The organism is Novipirellula herctigrandis, from assembly GCA_007859835.1.
Taxonomy (GTDB): domain Bacteria; phylum Planctomycetota; class Planctomycetia; order Pirellulales; family Pirellulaceae; genus Novipirellula_A; species Novipirellula_A herctigrandis.
In genome coordinates, this window is record SJPJ01000001.1 from 1,397,781 (window position 1) to 1,418,581 (window position 20,801).

Consider the following 20,801-nt stretch of genomic DNA (forward strand, 5'->3'; position numbering starts at 1 on the left):
CTTTGCTCATCATGGCCAATTCGCTTGTCATCAACGCGCCGACGGTGGCAGCCCAAAGCGGTATTGAATTGACCAACTCCGAGAGTATGCAAGGTTACACATCACCAATAGAATCCGCGTCCAACATGGTCCGCGCTATTGCCACCAAGAACCACAAGATCTTCGTTCGATCTCGGCTCCTCGGTGTATGCGAAGGCAAAAATGATTGGCCCAGCCGCTATGCGGAGTGCTTACACACAACACAATTCTCAAGCGAAAAGGGAGAGTTAACAGTATTCGACATGACTCGGCGATTGATGCCCGACACCGTACGAGTCGTATCAATGAAAGAGATGGATGTTCCACATGGCCTACTGGTGAGTTCCTATTACGGCGAGCAATTCATGAACGTCGAAGTGGTGATTGCAGACTATGATGGTCTCGAATACCGAACTCGCATCGTCGTTGCAAAGATTTCCGATCGATGGTACGCAATTCCTCGACGCGGTCGTTGTGGATTCTACGCGATTGCTGATGCCATTCCATCGGTGCCGACCAAAGCCGACTAGCCAAATATCGATGCCACGCACCGCAGTAACGGTCGCCCGCGTCATTTAAAATCTAATTTCACCCTCTCGGGCCGATAACCATCGTCGGCCCAGCAACCATCCTCGATATTCGATCCAAGTTTCTGAAATTCGCATTGCCCCAATAAACTGCGATGACAAACCCATACAAACCGACCATTCTGACGCCTGAGATTGTTGCGCCTGTTGATGAGCGAACTTCAGCTTGTCGATTCGCTGTTGCTTCGGTCTACGGTCTGCTCAATATCTGCTTGCTACTTGTTGCCTTTACATCAACGCCTCCTGTTTTCGTATTGATACTATTTTTGTGTGCTGCTGCACCGGCAACCATGTGGGCATATCTCGACTCGGATATTCGTGGATACCCGATTCGGCTATGGGAAATTCTCGTCCTTGCCACTGTTTGGCCAATCGGTCTGCTTGTGTATCTAAAACGCACTCGGCCTAAACGTGGCTTTCAACTTTGGGTGATTCATTTTTTCTCGATCATCGGCGTTTTTGTTGCAATCATCGTACTGGTATCAGCCATTATCCTTGCGTTGTTCATCGCTTCCGTGTTTACCTTGGGGATTTCATTTCCTGCGCAGGGATAATCAACGTCACGGACCACCATCGGTTGAACCGGAGAAATGGACTTGCGAGCCTTATGACGACGCGCAACCAACATTCCGGTCACCTTGACGCCGTGCCGTTATCACACTCGTGGCGATTGGTACAATACGAACGGTGCGCTGTCGATAATCCCTTGGCGACCGCTTATTTCGACAACGTCCTTTGTTGCTTTCAAATTAAACCTTCGCTAAACTGATGTTGGTAAGGAACTGTCGCTTGCCACCGAAGGGGCCGAAGGCCGGACGGAGGTTACGAAGACTTAAATTTCTCGGTCAATTGACCCATCACCGTGACTGGATCGGCGCATTACCCATACCCGTGTGACAGCCACGCGATGCACCAGAGCTGAGTGTCAGGCGTTTTGTCAGTGGCTGAATGGTTTGTCGCGGCCCGCTGATGGCAACGTCCGTCGAACTGAAATATGATCGATTTGAATCCATACCAACCGTCGACGAGCGTCGATGATCCTGCCGCAAAGCCCGTACTCGCATTGCAACGGGACCCGTACTTGATCGTTGCCAGCATTTGTGGCACTTGCATTGCTGCGTACGTGATGCTCGGCACGATTCTCAATGGCCTCGACTTTCTGCGTTCGCCTTCGATGCGGGATGCAATTACGGAAGCTTGGCTGATGCTTTTGCTCGCAGCCGGCTTCGTGGTTTGCACGGCGGCTTATCGCATTTCCAAGAATCGACTCGGTATCAATCGCGTCCATTTCTCTATCGCGACCACCTTTGCGACCATTCTGGCTTTATACGTGGAGTTCTTTTGACCTTACCGTTCGCCATTACTTTTGATGTAGTCGACATGTGGACGCAGAGTGATTCGACACTCAGAACCCTCAGGTCACCGCGTTAGGAGATGTTCGCTCGTTCGTTATTGCAAGAAATTGACGCACCATGGATTGCACCATGGATTGCACCAGAGTCGCGATGGCTGCGAATGTTGGTAAAGGCAAATCAGCTTCCGCGACTCGCTGACGGTGGTGGTTCGCCTAAGACTTTTACTTGATTTCCCACTGACAAGAACACGAGCAAACATGACGCGTTTCAAGACATCACAAGCTCTTCTCTCTGGTATTTTCCTTTTTCTGGGATTGCTACCCGCCCTCGAAGCTTGGCCGTCAGAGCAACCTTCCGCAGCGAGGTTTCGAGTACGCCTGACCGGTATGTTGGCCTCCATGAAAACATCCAACTATCAGCACAAGACTGACATTGACGAGACCACGGGGCGGTTCAAATGCGATTGCTCCGGATTGATGGGCTACGCCCTTCGGCGTGAATTCCCAGAACATTACTTGGCCCTTCGCGGCGATCTCGCCCCTTGGAAATCACGCCCCCTTGCCGCAACTTTCTACGAAACCTTCGATCGTGCCGGGGAAAAGGGGGATGGCCTTTGGATGAAGATTCGTCGAATGAAAGATGCTGTCCCTGGTGACCTCATTGCTTGGCGCAAACCGAACCTGGAAAGAGGTAGGTCTACCGGACATGTCTGTATGATTCTCAGCGTGAAAATCGAACCGGATGGGCGGTTCCGGGTTCGCGTTTTAGACTCGACAGACAAGTCGCGAGTGAATGATACACGGACTGATGGGCGAACCGGGCTTGGAAGTGGCGAGATGTGGTTTGAAGCGGACCACGAAGGGCGACCGATTGCATACACCCCCAGAGAAACAAGTGGGCGGATCAATTCCAATCCCATTCTCATCGGACGATTGCTATCCGGAGAAAAGAGTGAGGCCGTAACAGACTTGGCTGACCGGGACCTGATTGGGCTGGACACAGACGAAGCTGCTAGTCTTGCTCGGAATCGTGGCCTGAAGTGGCGAATCATTGCGCGGGATGATTCGGTCGTTCCGATCGGCTTGTCACGCCGTAATCCAAAGCGTCTCAACGCCGTGATTGAAGAAGGGAAGGTAATTCGAGTCCGCCGTGATTAGGGAACAAGTGAGATCAACAACGAAGCACGGGTTAACCAGACGACAAACCGGAGCCGGACATAGCGTGTTGAAAATGGCGTGCGAAATCCCAGCCCGGTTATCTTTGTCGTTGCCCGACTGATGATGACCGAGCGTTTTGCAAAATCGTGTGGCGTGGTAGGGTAATCGAGATATGCAAAGAACCGCAACGACTCGTCTTCCGCACCCCAATCACTGTGAGGTCACAATGAGATTGCTGGTCTTTATGACATTGTTTGCACTGCCCCTCATCGCATGTGCCGAAGAGTCATGGATGTTTCCGGTGACAATGGATTCTCCCACCGCGAAAGTCCAATTGGACTCACTGAGAATAGCAGAGTCGTATGTGGAGGAAATCGGCGGCCGCAACGCGATCACAAGTCGAGTGATTCATTCGTCTGTCGCAAGCTTTGACGAAATCGTTAAATGGTACTCTGATCGGCTCATCACGCCTGATCTATCGGAAAAAGTTGCTGACTATGATAGACGCTCTGCTGTGGCACCTGAACTTTGCGTTGAACACGGGATCAATCCAAAAGACGATCCAACGAAAGCGATTGTTACCTATTGGTTTACTCCGACTCTAAAGCAGATTACAACCCTCTTCACCAACGACGAAGGCGGCGTCATCGCCATTTTGCTGCTCGGCACGGAAAATCAAACCAGAATCCAAGTTATGCGGCGTCGGACACGGGAGAGCGGGGGATAGCCATGTCGTGCACACGGAGTCCGCGAGTCGGCGTTTTTGAAGTTGAGATTTTTCGCGCGTCCCCGCTGATCACTACCGATCACCGACGGATTGATTGCTTGTGGATGACATCGGCTATGACAGACCTTTAGGGGCGTCGACATCCAGTTGTCATTCTTTACGTTGTGAAAACGATTTCATCAAAAAGCTTACCTCAATAACCAGGAATCCCTTATGAAACACATGCTTAAGATTGATGCCTTTATACTGTTGTTTTCGGCACTGGGCTATCTAATCGCGATGCTTACGTCTGACTCTTCCGACGGGATTCTCTTGCTTCCCTTGGTACTGTTGTCAATTGTGGTGTGCATGGGCTTGTTGGAGGTGGATCGTCGACTGAACGCGCTGGAACAGAGCCAACCGGACACCGACCCAAATTCATTAGTGGAGTAGAGTTCAAGCCTCACCACGAATTCGAATTCATAATGTCGGATAACGATCGCGGGCACACGTAGGCCCGTTCGCTCTTACGAGTGGAATCTCAGCTCACGCGCCCCGGTGATGCGGGTCGTTCGCCAGCCAGCACGAAATCGGTTGATAGACACAAGACTTATTGAAATCACGGTCTTTGCAACCATCTTCACTTGGGCGGTTTCGCTTCTTGGCCTCTTCCCCACTTCAAGACTTCGCAGGCAACCACGCGGTCCTGTACGGCTTATTCACCTGTTTTCACTTCCCCTAATCGTTGCGGTGATCTACGCCTATCTTGACTGGGCTGTGCCACAAAACCAACATGACACCGACCGTCTTGGCTACACGATTGGATGTTCGCTCGTTGCCGTGTTTTGGTGGTTAATCATTTGCAGACGTGTTCAAGGGGCGGACCGTCCATTCGCGGTTTCGTTGTACCTGACGTCAACGGTACTGTTTGGTTTTCTCTGCCCGCTCATGATGTTCTACAACCTATTCCTGCTTTTTGATCGTGTTACTCTTCCGAAAACACCCTTGGTGCTTGGATTCGTTGCGCACCTCGTGCTGTATATTGTGGCGTTTCTTGCAACCTACTGGTTCACACGGATCATGGATCACGCCAATAACCACGGCGAACCATGCGATGAACCGAAGTCGCAATAACCGAGCGACTTGACAATGAGAAATCAACTTTCCCGCCTCGGTGATCCAGGCCGCTAGCCGACTGACATCCACCATTTGTAGAAGGGGCGATAGGAAAAGCTTCGGATCATTGGCGTTGATCCTCGCAATGCCCCCAATCGGTGATTTCAACGTCATTTCTCTTCGGAACGGAACCATAGCGTTTCAATTTTGAACTCATATTTTCGCAAATTGGATTTTTAGTCATGGGAGTATCGGAACGCAAATACATGCAAACTCAAGAGCCGAAACCAGTCGGCTTTTCGTTCGTTCTAGCTATCGTCACGTCAGTTGTTGTGATCGCCCTGCTTGCAAAAATTCGAGATCGCTCATCGTATTCCAATCGCAGCCATCCATTTAATCAATCGGTCGAAGATCAAATCCAAAATCTTGCCCCAAACATCAGTCGCCATGACCGCTTGCTGCAAATTTCACCGATGGATGTAAACGTTGTGTCGTATGACGATCTACGCTTGTTACCACGTGTTAGCGATGCCATCGCGAACGGAATCATCTCTGGGCGTCCCTTTTTGACCGTCGAACAACTTGACGACGTTTATGGTATCGGCCCCAAGACGGTCGAACTGCTTCGGCCGCATATTGTCATCAAGCATGATACTTCAGTGCAACATCCCGATAGACAATCCGCAGAGAAGCAATCAATCGACATAGAAACGACGAACCAAAACAACTAGGCACTGTCAATTTCAAGTCATAAGTAGTGACGTTCTTGGGGCATGGACCGCCTCAAGTCCTGCGGGTTGACTTTCCCTAAACGGCCCCCAAACACTGCTGCGTACAGAAAACGACCATGCGTTAACACGAAGTACGTGATCTTGGGGTTTGGAAATCCTTAAACAAATGCGTCTGCCCGCATACGGCACCCGTTATTCCTTCGAGGCGATTCGAAGTTTGTGAATCGATTGATTTTGATTAAGAGAAAATGACACATTGCTCACCGCCGCTTCGTTTGATTCTTACCGCTGCGTTTGCGGTAACGTTATCCCCAGGCTGTTTCCAAAGAGAAGTCTATTGGACGGTTGCAAAGGTCGATGCCGATCAGGGTCGTGACACTCTGATAGACGAAAAGGGGATGCAATACCACAACGACTATATGGCAATCGTATTACAGCGCAACGATGAAACGCTAAATATAATCTACGAGAACCGAATACCAGATCATGTTCGCATTGCGGTTGGGGATCGGCTTGCTATTTCCGTTGATCATGAAGCGATCTACTCAGAAGTCTGGCAAGGGTATTGGCTCCATGACGTAACTCTTAACCAAATCCCAAATACGGAATAGCCTCATCACCCACTGGAACAAGACAACATGTTTTGTTAATTGGTTGTGTTAGCTCCGCGGCACGATGAACAGGCCGTTCGTGTGACTTAAGGTAGAAACGCAAACGTGGTAGACGCGCCGAATCCCTACGAACCAACGGCGAGCACAGCAACCCCAACCGCAACGTCCCGCCAAAACCATATTAAACGGGCACGCGTTGCACAGGGCATTGTCACGGTTCTCACGTCCAGCCTCATTGGGGCGATGCTCGCGCCCGCTATCGCAACTGCTCCACCAGTTCACTACGAGATTCCCTAGGCCGCAACAGGTGGACTCGTTGGATTTTCCGGATGGCTCGTATTGCGATTCTTGTTAAACATACGTGGTTGATGAGTTCCCTTCGTCACTCCAACCATACATCTATTGACTTAGAACTACAAAAAAAACAACCCGTGCTTGCGCCGATGAACTTGTCGATGGGAAAGTTTGACGCGTGGCGAGGTTCGGCTGCATCGCGGAGATGCTTATCCACTCGTTGACAGTGTGAAAATGCGATTTGAGGTACGATCCGCTCCGCCCCCGGTGCGAATGGCAACACACCGTTTCACTAAGCTGGTTGGCACAGAAGTCCAAACGGTCTCATCCAATTATTGCCCCCTGTTTCAGCACGAAAACCATCGAGCGGCATGCACAATTGCATAATGCGGACAGACCAATCCAAGGCTACCACGACCACTGCAAACGATGGCAACACCGACATCGGGGCGCCGCCATGAGGGTGCGCCCGTCATGGGGTGCCCTGTGACCACGAACACACCAGAATCAATGCATGAACCGGAACAGCGACTCACCCCTGCTATAATTGCAATTCAACGATAACGCCCATCGCTGTCCTCAATTTCACCACCCTGCCGGAAACCTTTTGACAACATCTAAAAATTGCGTTTCGGATTTGAGTTCAACTTGCGATCTGGCAAACGGTTGCACCGAAGGCGAACAATTTTTACTATAATGGGAATTCAAAATTATGGTCCCCATTCTTCTGTCTGCCATTTCCTTTCGTCCGCCATGCCCCAATTGCCGCACTTCAACAAGTCGCTCGCTACCTTGTTTCTCCTTTCAACGCTTTTGTTGGCCAACGTTGTCGTCGGCCAAGATGGCGTGCAGCGTGCTGGTGCTGGAGCCGACATTGTCTTTAAACCATTGGACTTGGAGTGTTCCGCGACGGCCATGGAAATGTCCGAAGACGGTAAGTTCATCGCGATCACGCACCAAGCCGACAATGTGATTTCGGTATACGACGTCGTTGCTGGCGTGGTGACGGCCGAAATCGAAAGCCCGGCGCCACGGTCGGTTCTTTTCCGAGGCAACCAAATCATTGTGGCGAGCCAAATTGAAGGCATCATCAATTTCTATCAGCGCAGGGGCAACGACTGGGCGCTGACCAAGGAGTGGCGCGTTCCCAAAACAGGCGTCGTACACCTATCCGCTGCTGGAGGGCCTTCGTTTCGTGGACAGCTGGTGGTGACTTGTCACGGCGATGGAAGCCAGGCATCGTACCAAGATAGTATGATTTTCGTGACTTCCACGAGCGGTAGATTTACCCCAATCTCCAAGTCAGCGTTGGGCACGGTCAGTTACGACGGAAAATTGCTGATCAGGCACGAATCGTTCAACCTAAGCAGCGGCGGACAGATCACCGGACATCTGTTTGACGAATACGTACGCTCGGGTGGCAAATCCCGCCAAGTGTTATCTGCGGATCCAGACAGCAATACGTATCTGTACCAAATTGACCGAGGGGGATATTGGATCGGTCGTGATTGCGTGATGGGTGGGTTACCACTGACACGTTTGCCCAACGAGTGGGGCAACCTCGTCATTGCCGACCGAACTCAGAAAAGGTTGTATGTCATTGCTGACGATATGATGACGGGACAACAATTGTCCGCCGCTGCACCGCCATTGGGTGTTCGTCGCATCAAATACCCAGACCCATACGGAGAGATGGACAAGCTTCGTCACGGTTGGGCACACCGTCGAGACTACTTGTTGGACCATCCTGAAGCTGCAACCCATGATGGCAAGACATCGTTGTTCATTCGCACGGCCGAAGGCGGAGTAATCTTATCCGCAGAAATGGAACCGTTCGAACAAAAACCGAAGACCGCATCGGTCTCACCCAATTCTTCAGCAGTTCAGCCAATGGTTCCCAAAGGAACAGCGATCGATGCAAAACCACGAACTTGGCGGAGTAAGAATGGGAGGTTCTCGGTCGTCGCCACGCTATTGCGGCCTAGTGGGAACAGCGTGGTTCTGAAACGCGAGGACAACGGCCAAGAAATTGAGGTGCCCTTTGACTCGCTTAGTGATACGGACAATCGATACTTAGAGCGTCAGCAAAAGAAGGCGTCGGAGACGCCATAATTTATGATCCACTAAAGTCTTGGAATTGAATTTGGGCAATGGACAGTGACCCGTTCGGACCGCAGTGATCATTAATGTTACACGACTGAAGAAATCATAAGCGATCAGAGCATTGGCCGCCAAAAACGAACAAAATCCGTACACCCCCTTCATCGCATCTACGAAGGTTGTTCAAACCGAATCCGCAGATCCAAAGCAAAGCCCAACCAACGATCCTCATCGCTCGAAAGCACGGGTGACAATTGTCAATGCAGTGCTTTTGTTGTGCGCTTTGTGCTTCCTGCCTTTCGCATATGGATTTGACCTTGCACTTGACCAGATTGGTTCGCAGCTTGAAAGAAATTTCGCCAACAGGTGGCAATTTGGCCGATTCGGGACTGTCGTAACGCTCCTTCCCGATGCCTTGGCTAGCGACATTCTAAAGTCTTCGCTGTATACCGTGGAAGTTGCCTGCCTCGGTTTGCTTTGCCTCGTTTCTTGGTTTACCAACGTTCGGTTTGCAAGTTTGGTGTCGGCGTTGGCAGTAATTGCATTCCCTTTCGCCGCCGTCAATGGCTTTCTAAGCGAGGGGCTACCGCAGATCAAAATCCTGACCACTCTGTGTTCAATCTTCGGCGTGGCGTATCTAGTAATTTCATTTCGCCGCAAGCCCGCTCAACGGCGAATTGTGCAGACGGTCATGGCCTTCGCGATCGTTCTTACGATCTGGACCATTGGCGGATTAATGATTATCGAAATGTATTTGCAATCGATGACGATGGACAGAGGTTGGTAGGGACAAATTCTTTTGCCAACACAATGAATTATCGACATCACAGCATAGGACTCTGAAACACAAGCAGGCAACAATCCCACGCTTCAGAGCCCGCGTAAGCATATTGCCAATTCACGATATCGGACAACCAAGCAGCGAAACGAACCGCCAGGCATGGCGAATTTGAAATTGACGGTCGCTCGTCAACGCCCCGTTACAGCGGACGATAGGACAACTTGCGAATCGAAATGGACGCAGCAACCTATAATGAGTGGTACTCAACACCGCGCGGTCAATGGATCGGGGAGCGTGAAGCGGGATTGATCCTTGAGCACCTGCGACCTCGCCCCGGAGAATCGTTGCTCGACGTTGGCTGTGGAACGGGGTACTTCACTCGTTCAATGGCTGACTCGATCGATGGACCGGTGACAGGTGCCGACATCAATCCGAAATGGGTGGCGTATGCTCGTGGTCGCGATGCAGGACAAACGCACTATGAAGTTGCCGACGCACGGGCACTTCCTTACGACGACGCGAGCTTTGACCTTGTGATTTCAATTGCCGCAGTCTGCTTCATCGAGCAGCAGATGGCGGCAACCCGCGAAATTCTCCGCGTTGCCCGTCGTCGCTTCGCGATCGGCTTTCTTAACCGACACAGCCTTCTATGGATGCAAAAGGGGCGGGGTGGCGGTCGCGGTGGCTACCACGGCGCGCATTGGCACACGGTGAGAGAAGCCAAACAGCTTTTCCGTGAATTGCCCGTTCAACATCTTGAAGTTTACACGGCCATACAGATACCGACCGGGGGAAAGATTGCGAGGTTCATCGAACGTGCACTGCCAACCTCGCTCCCACTAGGCGGCTTCATCTTGGTTGTGGGAGATGCCGCAACACCGATGGCCGGCACGTAACCTTGCGATGAATTGAAGTTGCAGAACCGGGCGACTATGATTTGGACGATCCGCGCCCAGCGACTCGGTTATCACAATCGTTTTCTCGCTGCAAATTCGGCAATCATCTTGGCCGTCGAGCGAATTCATGATAGTTCCCCCATGGCACTGATTTTCGGAGCACATCCAATTCGGCCTGCACAAAACAAAAAGCTTGTTTGGTACGCTCCCAAATGGTCCACGAATCATCGAAAATGGTGGGCGCTGCGCAAATACCTACTTTCCAGCGGCCCATTGTTTCGCATGTCAGTCGCAACTGCGGTCGCTGTCTTATTGATTGTGGCCGCATTCAAATTTGCGTTTCCGCAAATGGTTTTGCCAAATATTTGGCCTGTTTTTTTAGCGCTTCCAACTGTGTTGGGCGCGATGGTCGCCCAAACTGCGATGCTGTCCCTATTCAAACAAAGGATTCTAGTAACGCCGAAGAAAATAGTCATCTCTCACGGCCAATCGGCCACTCACATTAAGCCTGAATCGCTCACCCGTGTGACCCTGACGGCTCATGCTGAAAACAAAACACGAATTCGATTCGATTATGTTGTCAAGGCTAAACCGAAGTCAAAAACTGTGGGTTTTTCCGAAGAATGCGACTTGTTCAAGTTGGCCGAATTGCTGCCGATCGAGATCGTGACGCGAGACGTGCGTCACAGATTAGCCAATGTTAAAATGAGCACTTAACTCCCGATCCTCGACGATAGCCACCGTTTTTTCTCCGACCGCGCCACCCCATACATTCGACTGATCAATATGCCTTGGAAATGCCCGTCATGCGGCTCCGAAACCGACCTTGGATACAACATATGCTGGACATGCCAAGCTCCACGGCCTGGTACAGATTCCGATACCGGAATTTCACGGTTGGAGATGCTGGTCACTACAACGCCGACCCTGACAACCCACACCATCGATGCCTACCTCGGCCCCGTTTTCGGCGAAACGATCTACGGAGCGAACGTGCTTCGTGACATCTTTGCCGCTGTAACGGATGTGGTTGGCGGTCGCTCGGGTGCGTACGAGGCATTGCTGATTCGTGGACGTAATACCGCGATGGCTGAGATGACACAGCGCGCGGATCAATTGGGAGCGAATGCGGTCGTTGGCATGCATTTTGACTATTCGACGGTCGGCAATTCGATGCTTATGATTTGCTGCATTGGCACTGCAGTAACCGTAACACCAAAGATTTCCCCAGACGGCCAAGAACCGCAATAGGGTAACCGTGTTTCTCACGCTCCGGGACTCAAACGCCCACACCTTCGATTGTTTTTTTCCAAACATAAACACTTGCCCTTTATCGCACAGGGCAAAAGGGTTTTAAACCGCATCTTCATCCCGCAAATGCATCTCAAGGGCGTGGTTGCGGAGGAGCAAACGATTCTGATGCAATGGAATGACCACAAGGCCGCTCGGTTCGCAACGCTTTGATGAACGAAAAACGTCAACGCAGAAGTTTTCGCCTTTCGCTTCGATCCTTGCTGATGGCTCCGGTGCTTGTCGCTGCCTACTTGGCTTGCGGACCGCCTACCAAGTCACGTGGTATCATGGACGTAACCCAGTACCAGCGGGCGAACAATCTACACCAGATCACTCCGAATTACGTCGCTCCGTTGGTGCTAAAGTGCTGGGTATCCACTCGCAACGCAGCCAATCGCACGACAACGAAAAAGACCACCTACTACGTTTGGTTTTTTGGGTATGTCAAACTGCTGCCATTTGATCGAGAACAAACAGAGGTTGATCTGCCTGACAATGCCTAACCGCCAACCAAACCAATGCGATGAACCGAAGGGACCGAACCCCTACGAACCGCCAATGCAGGACAGTAAGCAAGCAGGGGGCGCCACATTGATATTTCTTGCGATCATGGTCGCCTGCATCGTAATGTGCTTGCTCAGTATCGCGGTGTCGGGGGATGCGATCTTGAAGATTCTGGAAACCACTCCCTTCATGGGAATCGCCGTGGATGAACAGGGCAATCGAATTCCTGTTCAGGGCTATCCGCAGTTAGGTTTTGGACTGCTAAGTGCGATCTTTTTCGCCATCCTCGCGTCATATTTTGGAATGCTTCGAAAGAAACATCGGATCATGGGAATCGGCCAAACGAAGCGTTGAAGTCAAGCCGCAAAATGGCTAGGTCTTGAAATCAACCTGTTTTCGCCACATCGGGTTGACCGCAGCGGTTTGGCACTTGTTCGGCAGCAAGCGACATCCCACGACGTTCCTATTTTTTTGCAGCATCCAATGCCAATAGATGAACAATTAACTCGACTTACTCGGTGACGGCGAACTTTCTAGATCCTCCCACCGACTAAGGACGTTCCACTCAAATGCATAACCAACGACAACTGCGAATACTTCGGCTTTCCGTTGGAGGTGCCATGGCCGTGGCAATCCTGTGGCTTGGGATGAGTTGGCGTCGATTGAATTCAGAAACTCCACTGGTTGATTTCACCGCGGGTAATTCGAGCGACGTCACCCTCAAATGGAGTCTTTCTGAAAAGCAGACATTGAACCACCAAGGGCGAGCGCGGTCCTATCGTGTTTATGCTCCCGAGCCACATCCACGTAAACCGAGTGCAGCAGTGTTGCTGCTGCATGGTCATGGTGGAAGTGCAGATCAACTGATGGGCGTGACCGGGCGACAGGCTCCCTATCGCCTCTGGATGCCAATTGCTGAAAAAGAAGCACTAATTCTAATCATACCCGATGGTCTCGTTAGCCCCGATGGAAAACAAGGCTGGAATGACGCTCGTCACCTTTCCACAAATCCAGATTCGGACGACGTTGCCTTTCTGAGCGACCTTATCGAGACGGTTGCCGAGTCATGCCCCATCGATTTGAAAAAAATCTACGTAGCTGGTACGTCCAATGGCGGACACATGGCGTTACGCTTGGCCGCCGAGGCACCGGAAAAGTTTGCGGCAGTCGCGGCTATCGCAGCAGCCAACCCTCAGCCCATTTTTGCTCGCCAACCGAAACATCCGGTTTCCGTTCTACTGATGAATGGAACCGATGATCGAATCGTCCCGTACCAAGGCGGAAAAATGATCCGCAATCGTGGAGAGGTTCAATCAACGGACGATTCGATCCGGTACTGGGTCAAGCACAACCACTGTGCGCAGACGCCGCATTCCATTCGGTATCCCGACCGGACAAAAGCAGACGGTTGCACTGCCTTTTGCGATACATACACAAACGCGGAAACGAATGTCGAAGTCGCCGTCGTTCGGATTGACCGAGGTGGGCACGCCGAGCCAAGCATCAAGCAGCCATATTCCCGTTTGTATTTAGCGATCATAGGTGCACAGAATCAAGATATCGAAATGGCCGACCAGATTTGGAAGTTCTTTGAGGGCAAGACGACATCAACTCAATCCACCAAAGGAACGAACATGTCTGGAGGAGAACCATCCAACGACGCAAAAACACGGCTGCCGGCGGGGACCCGCGAAACGCGAGAATAACCGAGTGAATAGGGATCGCAGAAGTGGGCACTATGAAATGGAGTGCCCCTAAAGGCGCCACGTTTAGCTCGACAACATCATCGACGGATCATTCCAAGTGGGACTTTTCGCAGCCCCAGACGAAACGCACTTCTCATGGTTGGCCCCTTCTTTGCCGTCACGATTCCCGAAATCTGGTGCAACAAACTGTATCGCGACCGAATTTGCTTTGACCGAAACTCAGGTGGGACGATTTGCCACGCCCGATTTAACGGACGCGTTTTTGTCGGAGAGATATCAGCCACAACATCCATTTCTTCGGGCAACCAGGAGTTTTTCCATTTAGGACTTGGCTTGGCTTGGCTTGGCTCGTTAACCGGAGTGATAGTCAATTTGGAATCATTTCACCAAAAATGGCATCGAAGGGCTTGCGCCCCCTTATCATCCTCTACCATGTCTTAAATGCTCCGACATCGCCGTGAATTGTCTTGGAATTGACAAAAAGTAAGCACTTGCAGCAAATCGACTTTCCAATGTTGCGAGTCCATTCTTGGTAGGCGTTCATGTTCCGTGTTGTTTTCCTGCACGTATAGCCTCTGTTTTTGCTTGGGTTCAGATAATGACTATCAAACTCCCTGTCCTACTCGCTCTCTTTTGGGGAATTCTTACCCTAACGCTGAATACTGTTTTGGCTGAGGCGGCTGATGGGGTGATGGCGGATGCCGAGATTGCAAAATGGGCATCGATCGTTAAGGCGGAAAGACAGGCCGTTCATGACGAGTACCAGGGTGTTACGATTGAGATGCGTGTTACGGAATCAGTTTCTTCAGATCAAAAGGATGTAGCGGAGAAGAAAACTGTAAAGCGAATTAAGCTATACTTGCAACGTGAGCAGTTATTTCGCCTCGACGAAGAGATCCTAGAGAGTGACGATGCTTCACAGATCGGCATAATTGACTCGCTTTACAATGGTGACCCTGGTTGTGTCAGAATCCGTTATAAGCATCGTGACGCCGATCCAGTAATTGCAGGTATCAGTGTTTCCGGAATCGGCCATCTGAACAGTCGCTGGTACTACAAGCCTCAGTTGCAGTTTTACATTTATGATAATGATGCCTTTCCTTTCTATCCGGGTAGTGCAATTAAGGCATCGGGTTACAGTATTGAAAAGTTTAAAGTTGTGGTTAAAGGCGAAACTCTCGGTGATTCCAAAAAAGGAGTTGCCATCCATGGTGTTCACGAATCGGGTCAAGAACGAATGGAATTTTCACTTTCCATGGATCCAAATCTTCACTATGTTTTTACGGGTGGCTCGATGCTTCACACCCATAAAGATGGCGCCCTTATAGAAATCTACGACGAGACGGCTAGCTTTGAATATGACTTTGAGAAATTTGGGTTGGTGCCTAGTCGGGCCGAAATCGTGACGGTTCAGCGTAACAGGCGTATAATACGCACGAATATTCTGGAAACGCTTTCTGTCGACCATTCACCGATCCCAGCAAGTGTTTTCGTCCCTCCGATTGAAATGGCGGGGCAGTCGTCTGGTTCGCCTTGGTGGAGACGTCTTGTTCTTCTTGGATTCGGCTTCTTGCTTTTTCTAATGTACTGGGTGTTTAAGCGAAATCCGCAAGGAAAGTAAACTGATTGGCGAGACGATTCAGGAATGCAGATGACAGTTCGTCAAATATCGGAAGATGGGCATCTGGGGAAATTCACCCAACGCGTTATGTCATGTTTTTTCCACGTGATTTGGTTGTGCCTATTCGTTTTCATCGGATTTGGGTTAGGGGTAAGTGTGACCGGTGGCGCGGTGCCCATTGAGGACTTGCCAATCACCATTGAGCCTTCGCAAACCGAGTGGATTCGCGTGTCCATGTACGGTCGATCCGAAAGTGGTCCGCAGCGAGAATCCGCATTCTTGATATGTGACGATTCCACGTCTGGGTTAACACTCAACGTGACGGCTTTGGTGCATCCGAATCCATAACGCCGTGGATGTAGATTGACCTTTTTGGAGAAATTTGATGAGAGAACGCGTAATGAGTCTGATTGGGACACTTGGTTTGGTATTGATGCTATTGACGCTCCTGCCTCACGGAAATGTGTTCGGAGGCGTAGGGTCCGACAAGTGTACAAGCGCCGGCTGCATGAACGACACAGCAGACGTCAAACATTGTAAATACGGTTGCACGGGCAACATTGGAAACGTTACATGCGGCTGCGAAAAATGGTCAGGATCCAACTGCACCTGTGACGTTGGCGGGGCAGGTGAATAAAGCCACTATCTGTTGCTTGGCCACTGGCAAATGTGCATGCATTACCAGTGGCCGGCCGATGAATTGAAAAACACTTTCACCGCCAAGATGCTCAGCGTCGGCTCCCTTTTTTAAATGCACAGCGAGGTTAGACTGCGTTATGAAAAGTATTTTGATTTCGGGGATTTTGGCGGTCGGTTTAAATGTGCTGATCGAATCTAACGGGCTTTCAAGGGATGTCAGCTCGGAGGAAAAATCGCTCATGGACGAGATTGTTGCTGTTCAGCGAGAACGAGAAAAGATATATGGAAACATGCATGCAGTCTGGACGGTAACAAAAATCGTGCAAAATGGGGAGGATATTGAGAGTACGATTGAGTTTTGGTCACGCGAACACCAATACTACCGCTTTGATGTCATAAATACATCGGATTCTTCCAGTTCGAACAAAATCACGCGAATGATCGTCCGACCCGAGGGATACGCTCGCATTTTTGCGAATAGTCGCGAAGACCCCGGCGCGATATTTCGGTTTGGTGCGGCAGAGGAAGGTATGAATTGGGTTAGAGCAGCCAAGTGGTATTGCCAAGCGAACAAAGTGTCGCACGATTTCATTCACGAGACAATCACCGATTGGCTGAACGGGAAAGAGTTTTACAAGACCTTTCATGTCAAAAAGGAAGGTGATAGTGTTTTCATTGAAGGATTCGTTGACGTTGAGTCGGCTACGAATTCCGAGACGTTTGAGTTGTCCTCTTCCGGCTATCGTTTTCTGCAATCCCAAACCCGAGTCGACAACAAGGATGATGGAACGTGGTACGAGTCGAAATACGCTAAAGTCTATGACAACCAACAGACCGACATCCCAATTGCCTCTAGTGCATCAACTGTCGAAAGTAACGGGAGTATGAAATCGTTAAACTACGAACTCAAAGAATTTCAGCTTACACCCGCACCGCTGGAAGTTTTCTTTGTTGCAGAGTTGGCACCGCTCGATGCTCGACCAGCTGGGATTGTTTGGTTCCGTCGACTACTCGTCGCGGGGGTCGGATTCGCATGTTTTGCTGTCTACTTTTTCCATCGCAAACGAGTCAACCGTACATGAAATACTGAGCATAGGATGTTTTAAGATTACACCAAAGCGAGAACAGTCAACTTTGGGGATTTCGCATGAATTTATCGAAATTAGGTTTGTCCCCGAGCCTTGTCACACTGATTGCAATGCAATTGGGGATGTTGGTTACTATTGTGAGCTGCACAGGTCCAGGCTGGGACGAATGGGCTCATTTGCCAAGTGGTTTGTATAGCCTGAAGTATGCCGATTCTTATCCCTACCGTGTCAACCCGCCGCTGGTCAGGCTGATCGCAGCACTGCCGGTTGCGTTGTTGGGCGGTGGAATCGAGTATCGAACAATTCCACCGTCTCCTGGCATTCGTTCGGAATGGTTGCTGATGATGGCTTACGTCCACCAACATGGCCCGCGAGTCCTTTCGTGGATGTTGGTTGCCCGAACGGCAGTGATTCCTCTTTCGCTGCTCGGGACTTGGCTAATTTGGAAAATCGGGCTGCACTTTTGCGGCTCGAAGTCTAGCTTGGCTGCGGCAACGCTGTGGACCTTCTCACCGATGGTACTCACCTATGGAGCCACGATTGCACCGGACGTGGGTGCCACGGTCTTTGGGCTGTGGGCGTCTTGGTGCTTTTACGTTTGGTTTCGCACCGGAAAGGTCACACACTCCGTCTGGCTGGGAGTGAGTACTGCGGCGGCGATGTTGAGCAAGGCTACTTGGATCATCTTACCGCCGCTATTCTTAGCGATTTTGGTGTTTCGAAGACTTAATCGCCGCTCACGATTACCGTTTCGAGTCGAGGTTCTTCGGCTGTTGCTTGCTACATCCATCAGCCTCGCGCTGATCCATGCCGCATATGACTTCAATGGTGTCCTGAAACCCATCGGTTCGTATCGATTCATCAGCCAAACCCTTAGTGGCAACAACAACAATCCGGATAGAGGGGCTCCGCTTCCCGGAAATCGCTTCCAGAATACGATCCTTGCTCACATACCCTCCCCGTTGCCCGCTGATTACATCAGTGGAATCGATGTTCAAAAACGGGATTTCGAAGGGAAATTCCACTCATATTTGCTGGGCAACTGGCGCGATCACGGTTGGTGGCACTACTACATCGTCGCTTGGCTGGTCAAAGAACCACTGGGCTTTTGGTTGATCCTCGTATTAGGATGGATGGGTGTATTGCATGCAAAGCGAGAACGACGACGTTCGCGTGTCAAACGCCGTGGTCTGATGATGGTGCTTGCTCCCGGCTTAATTGTTTTTTGCTTTGTCAGTTCTCAAACCGGATTTAATCATCATCTGCGATACGTGTTGCCCGCGTTCCCAGCGGTGATCTTGATTGCGGCCTTTCCGTTTGAACGCCTTGCGAAACCGCTACAGCAGATGTTGGTTGGCCTACTCGTTTGGTTCGCGCTCAGCAGCATTTCGACGCTGCCCCGATCCTACGCGTTTTTTAGTGAAGCGATCGGTGGTTCACGAAACGGCCATCTCTATTTGAACTCCAGCAATTTAGATTGGGGACAGGATCTGCCGACGATGGCGAACTGGATTCGTGAAAATCCTAGCAAGCGTCCTGTCTATTTACTTCATCCGATCCCTCAGTTGGATTACCAAGGTCTGGGGATCGATGCTACGGACGGCCATGGATTGGTCAACGGCAACGGTCCTTGCGCACCAGGTTGGTGGCTGGTATCGATCGACCAGTGTCTTCGAACCCCAGAAAACTGGTTTTTAGATCGGGACCCCAATGAGCGACTTTCGGTATCCACAACGGTTTATCATATAGATATTCCTGAGGAGTGGAAATGAATGCCTTTAGATTCTCCAACTGTCGTTTGCACCGCCGTTCTTCTGCCTTCACATTGATCGAGTTATTGGTCGTGATCGCCATCGTCGGGATTCTGGTTTCGCTTTTGGGGCCGGCGGTGCAGCGGGCTCGTGAGTCGGCTCGACGACTCGAATGCGAAAATCACATTCGCCAATTGGCTCTCGGCGTGACGCTGTTCCATGACAGCTTCGGCGTGATTCCATCGAATGGTGGTGCAGATCCGAAAAGCACTCTAACGCTGGTCGGGGGCACCGAAATCCAACCGACGACCTACGAAAACGTTACCGCGATCACTTTCACTTGGGGTGTGGGAAATCCAAACTGGGTCGGTAAGAAACAAACCGGCTCGTGGTGCTATTCGATTCTGCCCAAGATTGAACAGGGCGCTGCTTACCAAAATGGTAACTGTGGCGTGTCGCTGCCGCTGTTTGCATGCCCGTCACGTCCTCGGGGGCCAGCGATGGCAACTGCCGATGACCAATATGCGCGTTATCAATCCGATGGGATTGCGATGACCAAGACCGACTATGCCGGTAACGGTGCGACGTTCCCCGATCGACCCGATGTGATCTCGTTCCGCGCAATCAAAGATGGCCTGAGTCAAACACTGCTGATTGGCGAAAAAGCGTTCGATCCGGTCGTGCAACTCGATACGTCGTGGTACTGGGATGAGCCGATTTGGCTGGGCGGTTCCAAGGGGACAATGCGAACGGGAACCAAGATCCTAACCGACCGGGTCGGTATCGAGTTTCGCGAAAATTGGGGTTCGCCGCATGACGGGGGTGCGATGTTCGCCTTTGCCGATGGTCATGTCCAATTCATCACAACGAGTGCCGATTGGCGACGGATGGCCGCAGCCTTGAGCATCGACGGCGGCGAATCCGAAGGGCTGGCCCAATGACAAGGGATGGCCGAATGAGTGGATGCAAACACGTTGCGGACATTTCTGACGCGTCTCGCTACGTAAAGATTGGTAAGACAGCGTTGATTCGGTTCGTTGTTTTACTGCTTCTCGCCCGCCCGACGACCGCTCAGGAATCCTTCATTCATCACTTGGCACAGAAAACGGGGTCATTCCACGAGGTTTGTGGGAATGCAATTGGGTTCCTCACCGTTAGCGTGATACTTGCGGCATTTGGATATGCGTTTGGTAGCATGATTACAGGTACCACACTCGGTCTTGCGGACGCAACGCCTTGGGAATTCGGCTACAGTCGCAATCGACCAACCTCAACTCTTCTACCACGCTTATTGAAATCGCGGAGCAAACCAAACAACACGTTGAACCGCAATGCCAAAAATCGTGTAGGTCAGGCAATCGATTCTCAAAACACTCGGCAAAACTCCCATTGATCGCAAATCCAGCCACGGCAATGCTGGGCTTACGTCGTACACAATGACATTCCGCGTGAAACACTTGAATTTCGGCTGGATCAGCGACCAACACTACGTGATTTTTGTGGCATAACGGCCTCGTGGACGGATCATTCTAAGTGGGACTTTTAGCAGCTCCCAGATGAAACGCACTTTTCCTGGTTGGCCCCTTCTTTACCTTCACGATTCCCGAAATCTGGTGCAACAAACTGTATCGCTACCGAATTTGCCTCGACCGAAACTCAGGTGGGACGATTTGCCACGCCCGATTTAACGGACGCGTTTTTGTCGGAAAGATATCAGCCGCAACATCCATTTTTCCGGGCAACCAGGAGTTTTTCCATTTAGGACTTGGCTTGGCTAGTAAACCGGGGTGACAGTCAATTTGGAATTATCCACCATAAATGCCATCGAAGGCATTGCCCCCCCCCCC

24 protein-coding genes are annotated in these 20,801 nt (G+C 50.9%); 23 read left to right on the top strand and 1 reads right to left on the bottom strand.

What is annotated here, in order from left to right:
• Window positions 1-11: 11 nt before the first annotated feature.
• The 19 genes from CA13_RS04985 to CA13_RS05075 all read left to right on the top strand — a co-directional run bounded on the left by CA13_RS04985 (window position 12) and on the right by CA13_RS05075 (window position 15,824).
• The gene (locus CA13_RS04985; RefSeq protein ID WP_146394876.1) at window positions 12-548 is read left to right on the top strand and encodes a hypothetical protein; all 537 of its coding nucleotides are present in this window, start codon (window positions 12-14) and stop codon (window positions 546-548) included.
• A gap of 152 nt (window positions 549-700) precedes the next feature.
• On the top strand, window positions 701-1,159 hold the full coding sequence (locus tag CA13_RS04990) for a hypothetical protein (protein ID WP_146394877.1): 459 nt from the start codon (window positions 701-703) through the stop codon (window positions 1,157-1,159).
• Window positions 1,160-1,599: 440 nt separating this feature from the next.
• The gene (locus CA13_RS04995; RefSeq protein ID WP_146394878.1) at window positions 1,600-1,950 is read left to right on the top strand and encodes a hypothetical protein; all 351 of its coding nucleotides are present in this window, start codon (window positions 1,600-1,602) and stop codon (window positions 1,948-1,950) included.
• A gap of 408 nt (window positions 1,951-2,358) precedes the next feature.
• The gene (locus tag CA13_RS05000; protein WP_146394879.1) at window positions 2,359-3,117 is read left to right on the top strand and encodes a PASTA domain-containing protein; all 759 of its coding nucleotides are present in this window, start codon (window positions 2,359-2,361) and stop codon (window positions 3,115-3,117) included.
• A 226-nt stretch (window positions 3,118-3,343) separates the two neighbouring features.
• Window positions 3,344-3,844: a hypothetical protein gene (locus CA13_RS05005; protein ID WP_146394880.1), complete on the top strand. Its 501-nt coding sequence runs from the start codon at window positions 3,344-3,346 to the stop codon at window positions 3,842-3,844.
• A 213-nt stretch (window positions 3,845-4,057) separates the two neighbouring features.
• Window positions 4,058-4,276 (top strand): hypothetical protein, encoded by a 219-nt coding sequence (locus tag CA13_RS05010; protein ID WP_146394881.1) that lies wholly within the window; start codon window positions 4,058-4,060, stop codon window positions 4,274-4,276.
• Between the two features lie 141 nt (window positions 4,277-4,417).
• Window positions 4,418-4,957, top strand: coding sequence for a hypothetical protein (locus CA13_RS05015; RefSeq protein ID WP_146394882.1), 540 nt, complete (start codon window positions 4,418-4,420; stop codon window positions 4,955-4,957).
• Window positions 4,958-5,181: 224 nt separating this feature from the next.
• On the top strand, window positions 5,182-5,670 hold the full coding sequence (locus CA13_RS05020) for a ComEA family DNA-binding protein (RefSeq protein ID WP_146394883.1): 489 nt from the start codon (window positions 5,182-5,184) through the stop codon (window positions 5,668-5,670).
• Between the two features lie 248 nt (window positions 5,671-5,918).
• Window positions 5,919-6,281: a hypothetical protein gene (locus CA13_RS05025; RefSeq protein ID WP_146394884.1), complete on the top strand. Its 363-nt coding sequence runs from the start codon at window positions 5,919-5,921 to the stop codon at window positions 6,279-6,281.
• A gap of 1,047 nt (window positions 6,282-7,328) precedes the next feature.
• A complete protein-coding gene (locus tag CA13_RS05030; protein ID WP_419193951.1) occupies window positions 7,329-8,687 on the top strand; it encodes an SHD1 domain-containing protein in 1,359 nt (452 codons plus the stop codon).
• Between the two features lie 235 nt (window positions 8,688-8,922).
• Window positions 8,923-9,462 (top strand): hypothetical protein, encoded by a 540-nt coding sequence (locus CA13_RS05035; protein ID WP_146394886.1) that lies wholly within the window; start codon window positions 8,923-8,925, stop codon window positions 9,460-9,462.
• 227 nt (window positions 9,463-9,689) lie between these two features.
• Complete coding sequence (locus CA13_RS05040) at window positions 9,690-10,352, top strand: class I SAM-dependent methyltransferase (protein ID WP_146394887.1); 663 nt, start codon at window positions 9,690-9,692, stop codon at window positions 10,350-10,352.
• A gap of 36 nt (window positions 10,353-10,388) precedes the next feature.
• The gene (locus CA13_RS05045; protein ID WP_146394888.1) at window positions 10,389-11,069 is read left to right on the top strand and encodes a hypothetical protein; all 681 of its coding nucleotides are present in this window, start codon (window positions 10,389-10,391) and stop codon (window positions 11,067-11,069) included.
• Window positions 11,070-11,138: 69 nt separating this feature from the next.
• Window positions 11,139-11,603 carry a YbjQ family protein gene (locus tag CA13_RS05050; protein ID WP_419193952.1) on the top strand — a complete coding sequence of 155 codons (465 nt, stop codon included), beginning with the start codon at window positions 11,139-11,141 and terminating at the stop codon, window positions 11,601-11,603.
• Window positions 11,604-11,815: 212 nt separating this feature from the next.
• Window positions 11,816-12,148 carry a hypothetical protein gene (locus tag CA13_RS05055; RefSeq protein WP_146394889.1) on the top strand — a complete coding sequence of 111 codons (333 nt, stop codon included), beginning with the start codon at window positions 11,816-11,818 and terminating at the stop codon, window positions 12,146-12,148.
• Between the two features lie 55 nt (window positions 12,149-12,203).
• Window positions 12,204-12,503, top strand: coding sequence for a hypothetical protein (locus tag CA13_RS05060; RefSeq protein WP_146394890.1), 300 nt, complete (start codon window positions 12,204-12,206; stop codon window positions 12,501-12,503).
• Window positions 12,504-12,718: 215 nt separating this feature from the next.
• Window positions 12,719-13,855: a CE1 family esterase gene (locus CA13_RS05065; RefSeq protein WP_146394891.1), complete on the top strand. Its 1,137-nt coding sequence runs from the start codon at window positions 12,719-12,721 to the stop codon at window positions 13,853-13,855.
• A 598-nt stretch (window positions 13,856-14,453) separates the two neighbouring features.
• A complete protein-coding gene (locus tag CA13_RS05070; RefSeq protein ID WP_146394892.1) occupies window positions 14,454-15,476 on the top strand; it encodes a hypothetical protein in 1,023 nt (340 codons plus the stop codon).
• Between the two features lie 30 nt (window positions 15,477-15,506).
• Entirely contained in the window at window positions 15,507-15,824 is a 318-nt protein-coding gene (locus tag CA13_RS05075; protein ID WP_146394893.1) for a hypothetical protein, read from the top strand.
• 244 nt (window positions 15,825-16,068) lie between these two features.
• Here CA13_RS05075 and CA13_RS05080 read toward each other — a convergent pair whose 3' ends face one another.
• Window positions 16,069-16,356, bottom strand: coding sequence for a hypothetical protein (locus CA13_RS05080; protein WP_146394894.1), 288 nt, complete (start codon window positions 16,354-16,356; stop codon window positions 16,069-16,071).
• Here CA13_RS05080 and CA13_RS05085 point away from each other — a divergent pair.
• From CA13_RS05085 to CA13_RS05100, 4 genes are all read left to right on the top strand, one after another.
• Entirely contained in the window at window positions 16,355-17,197 is an 843-nt protein-coding gene (locus tag CA13_RS05085) for a hypothetical protein (protein ID WP_146394895.1), read from the top strand. The genes CA13_RS05080 and CA13_RS05085 overlap by 2 nt on opposite strands.
• 65 nt (window positions 17,198-17,262) lie before the next feature.
• Window positions 17,263-18,975 carry a glycosyltransferase family 39 protein gene (locus CA13_RS05090; protein ID WP_146394896.1) on the top strand — a complete coding sequence of 571 codons (1,713 nt, stop codon included), beginning with the start codon at window positions 17,263-17,265 and terminating at the stop codon, window positions 18,973-18,975.
• Window positions 18,972-19,895: a DUF1559 family PulG-like putative transporter gene (locus CA13_RS05095; RefSeq protein WP_146394897.1), complete on the top strand. Its 924-nt coding sequence runs from the start codon at window positions 18,972-18,974 to the stop codon at window positions 19,893-19,895. The genes CA13_RS05090 and CA13_RS05095 overlap by 4 nt, the downstream gene beginning before the upstream one ends.
• 14 nt (window positions 19,896-19,909) lie before the next feature.
• Complete coding sequence (locus CA13_RS05100) at window positions 19,910-20,347, top strand: hypothetical protein (protein WP_146394898.1); 438 nt, start codon at window positions 19,910-19,912, stop codon at window positions 20,345-20,347.
• Window positions 20,348-20,801 lie beyond the last annotated feature (454 nt).